The sequence below is a fragment of the Streptomyces sp. NPDC028368 genome, assembly GCF_055565615.1.
Window position 1 is genome coordinate 706,032 of the sequence record NZ_JBVHTY010000001.1, and the last position, 16,011, is coordinate 722,042.

Genomic DNA, 16,011 nt, shown 5'->3' on the forward strand with positions numbered 1-16,011 from the left:
TCAGCGCATGACCGTCATCACCGCGGCTCACGAACTGCTCGACAGCGATGTCTACATCGATTTACGCGCCAGCCTCGGCATCCCGCTGTACCTCAGATGCGAAGGCTTCAACTTCGCGGGCTCGATCAAAATCCAGCCCGCTGCCTGGATGGTCGCCGCCGCACAACGCGACGGCAGCATCGGCCCCGACTCCGTCCTCATCGAGTCCTCCTCCGGCAATCTCGGCGTGGCACTGGCCGTGATCGCCGCGTCGAAAGGGCTCAAGTTCGTCTGCGTCACCGACCTCAACTGCAACCCCACAACGGTCAGCCTCATGCGTGCCCTCGGCGCCGAAGTCGTGGTCGTCGACGAATCCGATGACACCGGCGGCTATCTCGCCGCCCGCAAGGCCTACGTACGAAAACGGTGCGAACAAGACCCCGCCTATGTCTGGCTCAACCAGTACGAGAATCCGGCGAACTGGGTGGCCCACTACGAAAGTACCGCCGCCTTCATCGCCAAGCACTTCCCCGATCTCGACACCCTGTTCATCGGCACCGGCACCGGTGGCACGCTCATGGGCTGTGCGCGCTACTTCCGCGAACACCGGCCCCAGGTCCGCATCATCGCCGTCGACAGCATCGGATCGGTCAGCTTCGCCGGAACTCCAGGGCCACGGCATATTCCCGGACTCGGCGCCGGCGCGCCCATGCCGCTGATCGCCCCCGCGCTCAGCGACGACCTCATCGACGACATCATCCGCGTCCGCGAAATCGACACCATCCGGACCTGCCGGCAACTCGCCGCTCGCGGCCTCCTCCTCGGCGGCTCCTCGGGGACCGTCATCAGCGCCGCCTCCCAGTGGCTCGCCCAGCACCACAGCCCCGCCCACACGGCGGTCGCCATCGCACCCGACCTGGGAGAGCGCTACATCAACACCATCTACAACGACACCTGGGTCACCCACCACTACGGCCGCGACGACGTCGACCAACTCCTGGAGAACATATGAGCAACCAGGGCGCAACCCCAGAGTTTTCCGTTATTCCGGGCGTCACGGTGCACCGGATGCTCGACGGCCGGCAGCAGGAGCTCATCGAACTCATCGAAAAGGCCTACCTCCTGCACGGTGAGGCACAAACCGTCAACCCGCCGTCGTACTTTCTTCGGTTTCCGGACCGGCCCACCGCCCGCATCATCGCCTTACCGGCGTCGGTCGGCGGCGACCGTCCGGTCGACGGCATCAAGTGGATATCCAGCTTTCCCACCAACCTGGAACGCGGAATCCCCCGCGCCTCCGCCGTCCTCATTCTCAATGATCCGGCCACCGGGTACCCGTATGCGTGCCTGGAGAGCTCCATCATCAGCGCGGTACGCACCGCCGCGTCCGCTGCGGTCGCGGCACGCACCCTCATCGCGGGACGCGCCACACCGCGCCGGGTGGGATACCTCGGTACCGGACTCATCGCGCGCTATCTCCACACCTATCTGTCCGTCCTCGGCTGGGAACCGGACGAATTCGGCGTTCACGACCTGTCGGCGGAATATGCCCAGGGTTTCGCGAACCACCTGGGCCGCACCGCCGGCGGTGCGTCCGTCCGCATTCACGATTCCGCGGAGCAACTGATCCGTTCCTCCGATGTGGTGGTCTGTGCCACCACGGCGGCCGCTCCGCACCTCCTCGAACCATCCTGGTTCGCACACCATCCGCTGGTGCTTCATGTCTCCCTGCGGGACCTCAGCACCGAGGTCATCCTCGACAGCGTCAATGTCGTCGACGATATCGAGCACGTTCTCAAGGCGAACACCTCGGTCCACTTGGCGGAGCAGCGGACCGGCGGCCGGGAATTCCTGGACGGCACCCTCTACGACGTCCTCACCGGAAAACTCACCGTGCCCACCGACCGCACCGTGGTCTTCTCGCCGTTCGGTCTCGGCGTGCTCGACCTGGCGGTCGGCGAGCATATCCACACCCGTGCCCGAGAGGCCGGTGAACTCACGGTGGTCGAGAGGTTCTTCCACGATCTGGAGCGCCACAGCAGCCCGAGCGCGGAGGCGGGGTCCCGATGACCACATCGCCGCGCACCGAGCGACCGACGGCGGTCCGGGCCGAACTCCCCCTGGCCCCCGGCACGGTGTCCCGGGCCAACGCCCTGGCCCTGCGCAGCGCCCAGAAGGTGGACACCGGGACCGCTGTGCTGGATCACGTCATCCGGCATGCGGAGACCGGTCCGGACCGTCCCGCCATCACCGACGGTGAACAGACCCTGAGCTACCGGGCCTTGCTGGAACGGGTCGCCGCGACGCGGCACGCCCTGCTCTCGCATGGCGTGACGGCGGGTGACGTGGTCGCCGCGGCCGGCCCCCGCAGCGCCGATACGCCGGTCATCTTCCTGGCGCTGGAAAGCGTGGGCGCGTCCTATCTGCCCATCGACCTGGGCTGGCCCGAGGTCCGGGTCCGGGATGTTCTCCACCGCAGCCGGGCCGCTCTGCTGCTGGACTACTCCGGTGCCGACGGTGCGACCGGTGCCCCCCGGGCCGCATGCTCGGCCGCCGCGGCCGAGCAGATCACCACGCTGCGTCTGCCGGCAGCGAGCGGAGCCGGCGAACCCCTGCTCGGGGACGCAACCGACCGCTCGCACGAGACCCGCTACACGATCTTCACCTCGGGAACGACCGGCCGTCCCAAAGGCGCTACGGTCGAACACCAAGGCATGCTCAACCACCTCTGGGCCAAGGTCGATGACCTGTCGCTGGGCTCCCATGACGTGGTCGCCTTCACCGCGCCGCTGGTGTTCGACATCTCGATCTGGCAGATGCTGTGCCCCCTGCTGGTCGGCGGTCACGTCGTGGTGGTGCAGGACGCCGCCATGCGCTTCCCGCGATGGCTCATCGGTACCCTCGATGCCGCGGGCGTGACCGTCGTCGAACTCGTCCCCACCGTCGTCGGCTGGCTCGTCGACGAAACACAGCGCCTCGGCGGCGGATCGCTGAAGAGCCTGCGCTCGCTGCTGTCCACCGGCGAAGAGCTCTATCCCGCCGTAGCGGCCCGGGTTCTCGAGACGCTCCCCGACGTCTTGGTGGTCAACGCCTACGGTCCCACCGAGTGTTCCGACGACGTCACCCATCACGTGGTGACGCATGCCGACCTCACGCGCGGCCGGCTCCCGGTCGGCTCACCCGTCCTCAACACCACGCTCTACCTGCTGGTACAGGACGCGGAGGGCACGTGGCGGGCCGCCGAACCCGAGGAGACCGGTGAACTGTTCGTCGGCGGGACCGGTGTGGGGCTGGGGTATCTGAACGACCCCGATACCACCGACCGCGCCTTCTTCCGCGATCCCTTCGACCCCTCCTCGCCCACCGGGAGGCTCTACCGCACCGGCGACCTCGCGCGGTTCGACGAGGGGCTCGTGTACTACCTCGGCCGCAGCGACCGGCAGGTGAAGGTCGCCGGCGTCCGTATGGAACTCGACGAAATCGAAGCCGTCCTGAGCCGGCATCCCGACGTCGAGAAATGCGCCGTCGCGGTCTCCGGCAACGGTGAGCAGAGCGAGCTGGTCGCCCACTACAGCCTGCGCAGTCCGGTGCCGCCGGAGGAACTGCAGGGATCCCTGAGCGCAGCCCTGCCTCTCGCGATGGTGCCGCGGCGCTGGCGCGAGTGGGATGCGCTGCCCCTCACACCCAACGGAAAGATCGACCACCGGTCGCTCCAGGCGGCCGCCGCCACCCCCCGGAAAGAGGCCCGATGACCACGGCAGCGGTGAAGGCATCCGAGTCCGCCCCGAACCGTCCCCCGCTTCGCGGGCAGTCGGCCGACGGCACACCGACCCTGGCGGAACGGGCCGCCGCCGTGGCCCGCGTCGTCGAACAGCACCTCGCCGAGACCGAGCGAGACGCGGTGTTCCCCGAGCAGGCGCTGGCGGAGATGCGCCGGACCGGTCTGCTCGCCCTCCTCGTGCCGGCGGCGGACGGCGGCCTCGGCGGCACGCTCGCCGACCTCGTCGACGTCAGCATGATCCTGGGGCGTACCGACATGTCGGTGGCCATGATCTTCGCGATGCACTGTCAGCAGTCGGAGGCGATCGTGCGCTACGCGCAGTCGCCGCTGCGCGAGGAGCTGCTGCCCCTGCTGGCGTCGGGAGATCTGTACCTGGCGTCGGTCACCACCGAGCCCGGTAAGGGCGGCCATCTGTTCAAGTCGTACGCACCACTTCGCGAGGTCGAGGAGACCTTGGAGATCGACCGGACCGCCCCGATCGTGACCGGTGGCACCACGGCGGACGGCTTCCTGATCACCATGCGCAGCCCGCATGCCACCGCGGACCACCATGTCTCCCTGGTCTATGCCCACCGCAGCCAGCTGCAGGTGGAGGCCTCCGGGCAGTGGTGCCCGATGGGGATGCGCGCCAGTCACAGCCTGCCGTTGAAACTCACCGGCACGATCCCCGCCCATCAGGTGCTCGGCGAACACGGCGCCTTCCACCGCATCGCCCAGTCCGTCTTCGGCCCGCTGGCTCATATCGGCTGGTCCGCGGCCTGGTTGGGGACCGCGGCCGGGGCGCTGTCCCGGGTGCTGCGCCTGCTGCGTGACCCGGAGGGCCGCAAGCGGTTCGATCTCGGCTCGGAACTGCTGTTGACGCGGCTGTCCCGGGCCCGGCAGCGGCTCGACAGCGTCCATGCCGTGCTGCGCCGCACGCAGGACCTGGTGCTGCGGGAGGCGGATCTGTCCGCCCCGAGCAGTCAGCTGCTGCTGAACAATCTCAAGATCACCGCCGCCGAGGAGTGCTACGCGGCGGTGAACGACCTCGTCGACGCCGTCGGTCTGCGGCACGGCTATCTCCAGGACTCGCCCACCCGTCTGGAAAAGTCGCTGCGAGACCTGCGCTCGGCCGCGCTGAACTACAGCAACGACCGCCTGCACCTGGCGGATGGGCAGCTGTGTCTGCTCGACCCGGACGTGCGACTCGGCTGATCCGCCTGCCCGCCCGGTGCCGGCGCGTGCATCGCGTCGCCTGATAACTCCTGCTCCGCAGATATCCGCACCGGTCAGGCGAACGCACACACCCGGAAATCCGGCCACTTGCCTATTCGCGCGGTAAATGAACGTCGATGCATGGCACGTAACTTGAATACAGCTCTTGTGCCACCAAGGGCTAACCGTTAGGGTCGAGTTACGCGAAGTGAGGGGCAATCTGTTGCTCTTGTAGAGCTCGCGTCATCGCGTTAGTGACCTCGATGAAGGTCACCTGGGAAATGCTGCACACCATCACGCGCACGCAGCTCTGTCGCTGCCGCCAACGGGCCGAGATCGAAGCAGTCACCACACCCGAATCTCACTCTTCGAGGGATCCATCGTGTCCGAAAACAGCACGGAAACCCCGACCGAAAACTGGACTACCGCCCTGCGATACATCGCGGGCCGAAAGTCCGCCGAGGAATCCCTGGGCTTCCTCGCCCACATCAGTGCGACCGTCCGGAACACCGCCGGCCTCCCGGATGTCATCCCGGCAGTGGCCAAAGCGAGTGTCCCCTTTATCGCCTCGGCGATCTCCCTGGGCGCACCGGCAACGCATTCCCAGCCCGTTGTCCAGGCCCCATCGGAATTTTCCGAGGCGCTGCAGGGAGTACGCACGCTTGCCGAAGACAGCGGCGAACCGCAGATCATCATCAGCGGTCATGAGGGATTCGCGAAGCAGACCGACTCTCAGCAGCTGGATCTGCTGCGCAAGTGGGAGGCCGACTCGGCAGTGGCGCTCGCCCTGAATTTCCGGGGCGTGGCCGGCGGCCATCTCGTCCTCGTACGCGGCGTGAAGCATCGTCGGGGTCCCATCAGTCCGGGCGATCTTGCGCTCATCTCCGAGATGGCCGATCGGGTCGCGGCGTTCAACGCGTTCGCCACGCAGCTGTCCGCCGGTGCCGGCCGGTAACACCGGAGAAGCGAATAAGGAGTGGTTATGGCGGCGAGTTGGACAGACGTGCGCTCCTGGATCCTCGAACGCAACCCTGACGTGTCCGACCTGGACCCGGAAACCGACATCCTCGAGACCCGCGTCATCAATTCCCTGCAGTTTGTGGAGCTTGTCCTCTACGTCGAAGAACTGCGCGGCACGATGCTGGAGTCCAGCGAGGTCGACCTCGATTCCTTCCGCACCCTCAAGGACATCGAGAAGAATTTCCTTCACCCATAGCCAAAAAATCGTGTGGCCGGCTGTGATGACGGCAGGAGCTCGGCAGGATGTCTGGACGATCCGTTGTTGTGCAGGGCAGTAGCGTCGAGAAGGCCGACGAGGTCGTGGTCTTTCTGCCGCCGGCGGGCAGTGTCACGTCGCCGTACTTCCCGATAGGAACCCATCTGCCGGCCACGTTTGCGGCGGTGCACTGCGAGGTGCCCGGCCGCGGCCGCCTGGTACGGGACGAGGCGCCCGCATCGGTGCAGGGTGCCGTCGACCGCTGGGCCGAGGACCTTGCCCAGCTGCTGCCGGGACGACGGCTGCATCTGTTCGGGCACAGCCTGGGAGCGTTGTTCGCGTATGAACTCACGACCCGGTTCGAGGAACAGTCCGGGTGCGAGGTCGCAAGTCTGCTGGTGTCGGGCGCCCGTGAGCCGGGAAATGCCCCGCGGCCCCTGATAGCCACGGCATTCGCCGCGTTACGTGGACAACAGCGCGCCACTGACAGAGAAGGCGACACCGAGGGGTCCTGGCTGTTCAAGGATCTTCAGATGCGGCGCGAGTATCAGATCACTAAGCAGCCGATCTGCGCTCCGCTCGCACTGTTGGGCGGCAGCGCCGATAAATTCGTCCGGCCCGACGAAATGGGGGAATGGAAGCGGTTTACCAGCGGCCCATTTCTAGGAACATTTACATTCGACGGCGGACATGATTACTATCTCTCCGGTCAAGACTTAGTCGCAGCAGCGATCAGTCGAATCGTGGATCGCAGTCAGAACTCGACACACACTGGGAGCGAGAAATGACGGTTGACAACGGCAACATCCCCTCCATTGAGCAGCTGATCGACGTCATCGGGAACAGCTCGGTGGGAATTACGGTAACCGACGGATCCGGCGCCGTCGTGCTGCACAACAAGGCGCAGTCCGTGCTCATGGGCGGGGAAGCGAACCATCTCGGCGAGCGGATCCTGATCGACGGTGCCGACGACGGACTGGCGCAGCTGCTGGAACTCCTGAAGAAGGAGAACAGGTTCGAGAACGTCCAGGTTTCCTACCGCAGCGCCGACGGAAAGGAGCGGGCGGCCCGCGTGAACGCCGTACTGGCGGGAAGCGGCGACAACGTACGCATCCACTGGGTGAGCCGGCCGGAACTCGGCGAGCGGCTGCCGGTGTCGAACACCAGCCCCGAGAATGCCACCGTCTCCGACGCCGCGAACTGGATTCGGACGGTCGATCAGAGCGCACACCCGTCCTTGGCCCCGCGCAAGGACAAGGAAGCGGAAATGCGCGAGTTCTACCAGGTGGCGCCGGTGGCGATCCACTTGATCGGTGTCAATGGCAATGTCATGCACGCCAATCCCGCAGACGTCGCCCTCGTCGAATACAGCTCGACGCCGTCCGAGTATGTCGGCGGGCACATCCGTAAGATCTACGAGGACCAGGGCCTGGTCGACGACTTCCTGTCGCGCTGGGACGAGGACTCTCCGATCATCAATTTCCGCGCGAATTTCGTGACCAAGGAAGGCGCCCCGAAGCCGGTGCTGATTTTCTCGACGGCACAGGCCGAGGGCGGCAGCGTCAGCAACACCCGCTGCTTCGTCTTCAATGACCCGGAGCCGGGCCGCACCCGCGACACGATCAGCGCTTTCGGCTGGCCGGCCTGATAACAGGGCGGGTGGGGCGCGGAGTTCCGCACGCCCCGCCCGCCTCCGCCGTTCGCTGCGACGAGAAAACCGTCAGCGGCACCGAACGGTTTCCCACTCCGGGTGACACGGCGTATCCCCACCGGCCGGAGTCGAGCGGACTCGCCCGGAACCGGCCGTGAGGAGTTGAGGATGGTTCGTACGCACTGCCCGTACTGCGCGCTGCAGTGCGGCACCAGACTGGAGGTCTCGCCCCACGGGGTGACCGTGTCCCCGGACGAGGATTTCCCGGTCAACGCGGGCCGGTTATGTGTGAAGGGATGGACGGCTCCCCAGCTGCTGTCCGCGCCGGACCGGTTGACCTCACCCCTCATGCGGCCCGAGCCGCGGACGGCGCAGCGTCCGGTGTCATGGGAGACGGCGCTGGAGCACATCGGCGGGCAGCTCCGGCGGATCATCTCCGCATCCGGGCCGGACGCGGTGGCGGTGTTCGGCGGCGGCGGACTGACCAACGAGAAGGCCTACACGCTGGGCAAATTCGCGCGGGTGGCGCTGGGCACGTCGCGGGTGGACTACAACGGGCGGTTTTGTATGTCCTCGGCCGCGGCGGCCGGTTCCGCGGCCTTCGGAGTGGACCGGGGCCTGCCGTTCCCGGTGACCGACCTGGCATCGGCCGAGGTGGTCCTGCTGGCCGGGGCGAACGTGGCGGAGACGATGCCGCCGCTGATGCAGCACCTGGACCACGCCGACCTGATCGTGGTGGACCCGCGGCGGTCCGCGACGGCGGAGCGCGCAGCGCTGCACCTGCGCCCCGCCCCGGGAACGGATCTGGCGCTGGCGCTGGGCCTGTTGCACGCCGCGGTGGTGGACGGCCACCTGGACCGTGACTACGTGGCACAGCGCACGACAGGGTTCGACGAGGCGTGGCGGCGGGCCGCGGAGTGGTGGCCCGAGCATGCCGAACGGATATCCGGAGTGCCGGTGGCCGACCAGTACGCCGCGGTGCGGATGCTCGCCGCTGCGCAGCGGCGGTATGTGCTCAGCGGCCGGGGCGCGGAGCAGCATTCCAAGGGCACGGACACGGTGTCGGCCTACATCAACCTGGCACTGGCGCTGGGCATGCCGGGCCGGGCGGGCTCGGGCTACGGATGCCTGACCGGGCAGGGCAACGGACAGGGTGGCCGGGAGCATGGCCAGAAGGCCGATCAGCTGCCCGGCTACCGCAAGATCACCGACCCGGCGGCGCGTCAACACGTAGCCGGTGTATGGGGTGTTGACGCCGACGCGCTGCCGGGAGAAGGCCCCAGCGGTTATGAGCTCCTGGACTCGCTGGGCCGGCCGGGCGGACCGCGAGCCCTGCTGGTGTTCGGCGCGAACCCGGTGGTGTCGGCACCCGCGGCACGCGGGATCACCGCCCGGCTGGCCGCACTGGACCTGCTGGTAGTGGCCGACTTCGTACCGTCGGAGACCGCGCGGATGGCCGATGTGGTGCTGCCGGTCACGCAGTGGGCCGAGGAGGACGGAACCATGACCAACCTGGAGGGACGGGTACTGCGACGCCGCCGCGCGATCGACCCGCCGCCGGGGGCGCGCAACGACCTGTGGGTGCTGCGTGAACTCGCCACCCGGCTGGGCCAGCCCGCTGACCGCTTTCCCGACGACCCCGACGAGGTGTTCGCCGAGCTGCGGCGCGCGTCGGCGGGCGGGGCCGCGGACTATTCCGGCATCGAGCTGAAAGATCTGGACGAGCCCGTGCACTGGCCGTGCCCGACGGACGGCGACTCGACACCGCGGCTGTTCCTGGAGCGCTTCGGCCACGACGACGGCCGCGCGCGGTTCCGGGCGGTCGGCTACCGCGACTCCGCGGAGCTCCCCGACGGTACGTATCCGCTGCGGGCCACCACGGGCCGGGTGCTGGCGCACTACCAGAGCGGTGCCCAGACCCGCCGCGTTCCCGAGCTGATGGACGCCGCAGGGGAGGCGTTCGTCGAGGTCCACCCCGACACCGCTCGCCGCGCCGGTGTGGCCGCGGGCGAACTCGCCCGGGTTGTCGCCCGCCGCGGTTCCACCGTCGCGCGGGTACGTACGGTGGCGTCGCTGCGTACCGACACGGTGTTCCTGCCGTTCCATTTTCCCGACGCCGGGCGCGCCAACCTGATCACCAACCCCGCGCTGGATCCGGTGTCGCGGATGCCGGAGTTCAAGGTCTGTGCGGCACGGCTGGAGCCGCTGGGCCGACCTCAGACCACAACCGGCAGTGGTGAGCTGTGAGGCGCATCGTCATCGTCGGCAACGGCCCGGCCGGGCACCGGCTGGCCGAACTGCTGGGTACCCGCGACAGCCAGGCCGACATCACCATCCTGGGCACGGAAGCGGAGCCGGCGTACAACCGAGTGCTGCTGCCTTCGGTGATCGCCGGAAAGCTCTCCGCCGAGGCGACGTATCTCGCCGACCACGGCAGCGGCACGGTGACCGTCCACAGCGGAGCCACCGTGGTCGAGATCGACCGGCAGCGGCGCACGGTGCGCACCACCAGTGGGCTGCTGCACCGCTACGACGAGCTCGTGCTGGCCACCGGCGCGCGCTGCTTCGTGCCGCCGTTGCCCGGCCTGGTCGACGACGACCACCGCCCGGCAAAGGGCGTGGTCGCGCTGCGTACGCTGGCCGATTGCCGCCGCCTGGAGGACTACCTGCCGGGTGCCCGTCATGTCGCTGTGCTGGGCGGCGGTCTGCTCGGCCTGGAGGCCGCTCGCGCCCTGAGCGACCGGGTCCGCGGCGTCGATGTCGTGCACATGGGCCCCCACCTGATGGAACGCCAACTCGACGCGCCCGCCGGGCGCACGCTGGCCGGCGTTCTCGAACGCCTCGGCATCCGCGTTCACGCCGGTCGCGCCGCCACCTCGTACACCGACGGCCGGCTCATCCTCGACGACCACTCCTCTCTGCCCGCCGACCTGGTCGTCGTCTCCGCAGGTGTCGTGCCCAACACCGAGCCGGCTCGGCGCGCCGGACTCCGGGTCGGCCGTGGCATCGTCGTGGACGACCACATGCGCACCAGCGACCTCCACATCCACGCACTGGGCGACTGCGCGGAACATGCCGGGCGGGTCCCGGGACTCATCGCCACCGCCTGGGAACAGGCCGAGACCCTCGCCGACGCGCTCACCGGGGGAAACCGGCCCTATACCGAGACCCGTACCGTCACTCGCCTCAAGGCCCGCGGTGTCGACCTCGCCGTCATCGGCGACGGCAATGACCCATTCCCCGACGCCGAGGTCATCACCCTGGCCGACCCCGCCCGCGGCCAGTACGCCCGCATGTCCGTCCAGGACGAACGCATCGTCGGCGCCATTCTGCTCGGCTTCCCCGAATCCGTCGCAGCGATCAGCCAACTCTTCGACGCCGACGCCCCCACCCCCGTCGACCGGCTTTCCTTGCTGGCCGGACGCGCCGCCACCGGCCGGACCGGCGCCCTCGAAGACCTCCCCGACCAGGCCATCATCTGCCGCTGCAACAACGTCACCAAAAGCGCCCTCGTGGCCGCCTGGCGTACCGGGGCCCGCGAAACAGCGGCTCTGGCCCGTGCCACGCGCGCCACCACCGGATGCGGCGGCTGCACCAGCGCCGTGGGAGGCCTCTGCCAATGGCTCCAGAAATCCCCCTCCCAAAACAGCCAGAACAATGCCGACGACGCATATCGCTCGTCACCACACCCGCAGCAGGAACAGCGTCTGCAACCGGAACTCCTTGCACAATGACCGGCAGCGGCTGGGCGCCGGCCGGCCACCTCCGTACCACGCAATGAGCACTCGGCCCGGCCAACCCTCTCGGCACCGCCGACTCACCAGATGAACGAACTCCGCGGCATCAGCAAGAATTCAAAGTCTCTTGACACTTCCAAGGAGTGGCCGTGTCCAAGGTTTTGGTAATCTCCGGCAGCCCGTCCCCGACCTCCAAGACCGAACGCTTCGGTGACCTTGTAGCCCAGCGGTTGGCCGACTCCGAGTGGCACGCCGGACACCTGAGGGTCCGCACCTTGCCCGCCGCGGCGCTGCTCACCGCGGATATCACGGACCCGGCGATATCCGAAGCGCTCGAGCAGGTCTCACGGGCCGATGGAATCGTGCTGGCCACACCGACCTATAAGGCAAGCTTCTCCGGCCTGCTCAAGGTCTTTTTGGATTTACTCCCCCAGTTCGGATTCACCCGCAAAGTGGTGCTGCCACTGGCTACCGGCGGCAGCGCCGCACATGTGCTCGTTCTGGACTATGCGCTGCGTCCGGTAGCGCATTCACTGGGTGCGCGGCATGTGGTACAGAGTTTCTTCCTGCTGGACACACACATGGACTGCAGCGACGGGGAGCTGCGCATCCTGCCGGAAAGTACCGTCATGCTGGACGACGTGATCGAGCAGTTCCGCAAAGCACTGATCGCGGCATCGTAGCCCGCGCAGCGCTCGTAATCTCTCCCGGCCCTCGAAGCCTTCGCGGCCTTCGCAGCACTTTTACAACAGCTATCGAGCTGAAGCGGATCAGCGGAATACGGACATTTCCCGCCTCAAACGCCTCCGCCCTCGATCTGGTGAACCCCTTCACTCACACGAGCGGAACCGTAGGACGACCAACGTGATTACTGCGACGCTCTGCGCGTGACCGAGCCACCGGTGCTCGGGTATCGCGTCCTCAAGAAGGAGTTGACCCGTGAGCGTTCGCCGTTCCTTGCCGGCCGTCCTCGGAGCCGTAGCCCTCATCCTCGGACTGTCCACCGCCGCCGCCCCGGCGGCCGTCGCCTCCCCCTGCGGGTTCTACAAGACCGGCAGCGACGCGTTCTACAACCACTGCACGAGCGACGGTTCACGCGTGGTCATCAAGGTGAAAGTAGCGTGGGCCGCGGACTACGAGCGCTGCGTAGGCCCCGGCAAGTCGTGGCTGGGATCGGCCCGCAGGATCCAGGGCGCCCACTACGTCGGCCGCACCTGCTGACCCCGACGTGAAGAAGAGCCCGGGGTGCCGAGCCCCGGGCTCTTCCCAGACACCGGCCGGGGTCCCGGCTGCATCCGCAGGAGGTTGTCCGTCCACAGCGGACGACAAAGGAAAAGGAAAGGAGATTCCCCACTCCTTTCCACTCTCAACGTATAGCGCACCGGGGGGCTTGCGGCAAGACCCGGGTCATGCCGCAGAATCGCCGACCGAGGCCAGAACTTACGGAAATGAGAGTCACGAATGCGCGTGTTGTTGTCGACGTATGGGTCGCGCGGGGACGTCGAACCGCTGGTGGGACTCGCGGTGCAGTTGCGGGCACTCGGCGCGGAGGTACGGATGTGCGCGCCGCCGGACAAGGAGTTCGCCGAGCTGCTGTCCGGTGTCGGCGTGGAGCTGGTGCCGGTCGGCCCGCCGATGGGCTCGATGGTGCGGCCGTCGTCGGCGGACGCCGCGTCCCGGCGCGCGGCCGAGCTGGCCGCACAGTTCGACACGGTCGCCGCGGCGGCCGAAGGATGCGACGCCCTCGTGGCGACCGGTCTTGCACATTTCGGCTCGCGGTCGGTGGCCGAGAAGCTGGGCATCCCTTACGTGTACGCGACCTTCTGCTCGTTCCTGCTGCCGTCGCCGCACCACGCACCGCCGCCGCAGGTGCTGCCGGGTCAGTCGCTCCCACCGGAAGGAGCCGACAACCGGGTTCTGTGGGACCTGACCGCCCAGACCTTCAACGCGCTGCACGGCGAGGCGCTCAACACCCATCGGGCCTCGGTCGGTCTGCCGCCGGTGGACGATGTCCTCAACTTCATCTTCACCGACCGCCCGTGGCTGGCGGCGGAACCGGCCCTGGACCCGTGGCCGGAGACGGCGGAACTCGACATCGTGCACACCGGTGCGTGGATCCTGCCCGACGAGCGCCCGCTCCCGGACGAGTTGGTGGCGTTCCTGGACGCCGGCGCACCACCGGTCTACGTCGGCTTCGGCAGCATGCGCCACGTCTCGCAGGACGTCGCCCAGGCGGCCATCGAGGCGGTCCGCGCGCAGGGCCGCCGCGTACTCGTCGGGCGCGGCTGGGCAGACCTGGCGCTGATCGACGACCGGGACGACTGCTTCGTCGTCGGCGAGGTCAACCACCGGGCGCTGTTCGGCCGGGTGGCCGCCGTCGTGCACCACGGCGGCGCGGGCACGACGACGACCGCCGCCCGCGCCGGCGCTCCTCAGGTGGTGGTGCCCCAGGCGGGGGACCAGCCGTATTTCGCCGACCGGGTGGCCGACTTGGGCATTGGCGTGGCACACGACGGTCCGACCCCGACCGCCGAGTCCCTGTCAACCGCGCTCAAGGAGGCCCTGACCCCCGAGACCCAGGCACGAGCGAGGGCCGTGGCCGGCACGATCCGCACCGACGGGGCGACGGTGGCCGCGAAACTGCTGCTCGAAGCGGTCAGCCAGGAAAGGCCGCCCATGTCCGCGTGAACCACACGGGACATGCGAGAGCTCCGACACAGGGCGACAGGGCCGACGGAAAGGGACCCGAACGACGGGCACCTCGCCGGCGGCCCACCCGCCCATTGCTGCGGGGCCCTGTTGCCGCAGGGCCCCGCATCCGGTCTCGCCCGTGCCCCCGCAATCAGCGGTCTCTGGTTGCCTCTTCGGCTATGCGCCTTGACCTGACTCGACGGGGTCCGGTGACAGCCGCCAACTCGCCCTGGCAGAGGACCACCATCGCCCCACAGGAGCACCGGCAGTACTCGACTTCGCCCTCGGATGTGGTGTGCTTGGACAGCAATTGCCACGAAGGATGTTGCAGAGCGGTCGAGCAGCCCCAGTCTGAGAGCGGGCACACGTCCTGCAGTGACATGCTCGGTAAGCCATTCACGTCTCTCACCTTCCGCGACCGGCCTGACAGAGAAACCTGCGGGTTACTTTTCTCGACAATTCCGCGGAAACTACCGCGCCCCCGAGTCCAAATAACGTCAGCGGTGATTCCGCTGGACGGGAGAAAGCTCCTTCTCTGTATCGTCTGCGGGCTGCGGTACCGGTGCCTCGGACTTCGGCACGGTGGGTTCGGGCAGTGTTCGGAACAGCAGCCAGCTCAGGGCGGGCATCGCGATCAGCGGAGCCAGGGCTGTCTGCAGAGAACTGGCATCGGCGATTTTGCCGATGAGGGGACTGACGAGGCCGCCGATGCTGATGGTCAGGCCGAGGGTGATCCCGCTGGCGGTGCCGACCCGCGTGGGGAGATAGTCCTGCCCAAGGGTGACCTGTAGCGAGAAGGGGATGTAGAGGCCGGCCGATGTCAGCGCCACGAACAAGTAGATCGCCGGGCCGGGGACGAAGACGACACCCGCGACGGCGGCGACGCTGATCAGGTACGACCCGCGCACGACAGTGACCCGGTCCCAGCGGTTGGCGAGGTTGCCGCCCACTACGGTGCCCACCGCGCCGCCGATGTAGAGCACGAACAGCGCCGCGGTACCCGCTGCGGTACCGCCTCCCGTTCGCTGCTGAGCGTAGAACGAAATGAACGTGCTCAGACCGATGAAGACGATGGACCGGCAGACCACCGCCAGCGCCAGCTTCACAAACGAGGCCTTGTCATCGGTCCCCGTCGCAACCGCGGCGCCGGAACCGCTCCGTGAGGTCTTGTTCAGTGCGCGCAGGATGGGCAGGCACAGCACGCTGCCGGCGAGCGCCGGCACCACGAGCAGAGGCGAGAACCGCAGACCACCGGTGCTGATGACGGCGGCGACCATGATGGGCGCGACGGCGAAGCCGATGTTGCCGCCGAGGGAGAACCAGCCCATCGCGGTGTGGCTCCCCTTGCTGGCGACACGCGCAACGCGGGCAGACTCCGGGTGATAGGCGGCGACCCCGATCCCGGACACGGCCACGAACGCCAGCGTCAGCGCGTAGGAGCCGCTGAGTCCACTCAGCGCGATCCCCAGCCCACCCAGGATCGTGCTCAACGGCAGCAGCCAGGGCAGCGCCCACCGGTCGGTGAGTGCACCGAACAGCGGTTGTGCCACCGAAGACAGCAGTGACGCGGCGAGCACGATGCCCGAGGCCGCGGCGTACGTGTAGGCACGCTCGGCGACGAAGAACGGTACGAGCGACGCCACAGCGCCCTGGTAGACGTCCACACAGGCATGTCCGACTGACAGGAGGATGATCGATTTATTCCTTGGCACATCGCCATGTTCACCGCTCGGCGGCGTGTCGCGCTTCCGATAAACTGCCA

The 16,011-nt window shown here is 67.9% G+C and carries 14 protein-coding genes; 13 read left to right on the forward strand and 1 reads right to left on the reverse strand.

Annotation, left to right across the window (positions count from 1 at the left end; genetic code table 11):
* Window positions 1–7 precede the first annotated feature (7 nt).
* From sbnA to ACZ4S3_RS03210, 13 genes are all read left to right on the forward strand, one after another.
* Complete coding sequence (gene sbnA / locus ACZ4S3_RS03150; protein ID WP_467925019.1) at window positions 8–991, forward strand: 2,3-diaminopropionate biosynthesis protein SbnA; 984 nt, start codon at window positions 8–10, stop codon at window positions 989–991.
* Window positions 988–2,049 (forward strand): 2,3-diaminopropionate biosynthesis protein SbnB, encoded by a 1,062-nt coding sequence (gene sbnB / locus ACZ4S3_RS03155; protein WP_467925021.1) that lies wholly within the window; start codon window positions 988–990, stop codon window positions 2,047–2,049. The genes sbnA and sbnB overlap by 4 nt, the downstream gene beginning before the upstream one ends.
* Window positions 2,046–3,731, forward strand: a complete 1,686-nt coding sequence (locus ACZ4S3_RS03160; protein ID WP_467925023.1) for an amino acid adenylation domain-containing protein — start codon at window positions 2,046–2,048, stop codon at window positions 3,729–3,731. The genes sbnB and ACZ4S3_RS03160 overlap by 4 nt, the downstream gene beginning before the upstream one ends.
* The gene (locus tag ACZ4S3_RS03165) at window positions 3,728–4,954 is read left to right on the forward strand and encodes an acyl-CoA dehydrogenase family protein (RefSeq protein WP_467925025.1); all 1,227 of its coding nucleotides are present in this window, start codon (window positions 3,728–3,730) and stop codon (window positions 4,952–4,954) included. The genes ACZ4S3_RS03160 and ACZ4S3_RS03165 overlap by 4 nt, the downstream gene beginning before the upstream one ends.
* Before the next feature lie 382 nt (window positions 4,955–5,336).
* A complete protein-coding gene (locus ACZ4S3_RS03170; RefSeq protein WP_467925027.1) occupies window positions 5,337–5,909 on the forward strand; it encodes a hypothetical protein in 573 nt (190 codons plus the stop codon).
* A gap of 27 nt (window positions 5,910–5,936) precedes the next feature.
* Window positions 5,937–6,170: an acyl carrier protein gene (locus tag ACZ4S3_RS03175; protein WP_467925029.1), complete on the forward strand. Its 234-nt coding sequence runs from the start codon at window positions 5,937–5,939 to the stop codon at window positions 6,168–6,170.
* Between the two features lie 47 nt (window positions 6,171–6,217).
* Entirely contained in the window at window positions 6,218–6,958 is a 741-nt protein-coding gene (locus ACZ4S3_RS03180) for a thioesterase II family protein (RefSeq protein WP_467925031.1), read from the forward strand.
* A 98-nt stretch (window positions 6,959–7,056) separates the two neighbouring features.
* Complete coding sequence (locus ACZ4S3_RS03185) at window positions 7,057–7,818, forward strand: hypothetical protein (RefSeq protein WP_467925033.1); 762 nt, start codon at window positions 7,057–7,059, stop codon at window positions 7,816–7,818.
* A 171-nt stretch (window positions 7,819–7,989) separates the two neighbouring features.
* Window positions 7,990–10,068, forward strand: coding sequence for a molybdopterin oxidoreductase family protein (locus tag ACZ4S3_RS03190; RefSeq protein WP_467925035.1), 2,079 nt, complete (start codon window positions 7,990–7,992; stop codon window positions 10,066–10,068).
* Complete coding sequence (locus ACZ4S3_RS03195; RefSeq protein WP_467925037.1) at window positions 10,065–11,555, forward strand: FAD-dependent oxidoreductase; 1,491 nt, start codon at window positions 10,065–10,067, stop codon at window positions 11,553–11,555. Before ACZ4S3_RS03190 ends, ACZ4S3_RS03195 begins: the two co-directional genes overlap by 4 nt.
* 152 nt (window positions 11,556–11,707) lie before the next feature.
* The gene (gene ssuE / locus ACZ4S3_RS03200; RefSeq protein WP_467925039.1) at window positions 11,708–12,241 is read left to right on the forward strand and encodes an NADPH-dependent FMN reductase; all 534 of its coding nucleotides are present in this window, start codon (window positions 11,708–11,710) and stop codon (window positions 12,239–12,241) included.
* Between the two features lie 256 nt (window positions 12,242–12,497).
* A complete protein-coding gene (locus ACZ4S3_RS03205) occupies window positions 12,498–12,779 on the forward strand; it encodes a DUF6355 family natural product biosynthesis protein (protein WP_467925041.1) in 282 nt (93 codons plus the stop codon).
* A gap of 240 nt (window positions 12,780–13,019) precedes the next feature.
* Window positions 13,020–14,246, forward strand: coding sequence for a glycosyltransferase (locus tag ACZ4S3_RS03210; RefSeq protein ID WP_467925043.1), 1,227 nt, complete (start codon window positions 13,020–13,022; stop codon window positions 14,244–14,246).
* 500 nt (window positions 14,247–14,746) lie between these two features.
* On the opposite strand, the gene ACZ4S3_RS03215 is transcribed toward ACZ4S3_RS03210, so the two are convergent.
* A complete protein-coding gene (locus tag ACZ4S3_RS03215; protein ID WP_467925239.1) occupies window positions 14,747–15,961 on the reverse strand; it encodes an MFS transporter in 1,215 nt (404 codons plus the stop codon).
* Window positions 15,962–16,011 lie beyond the last annotated feature (50 nt).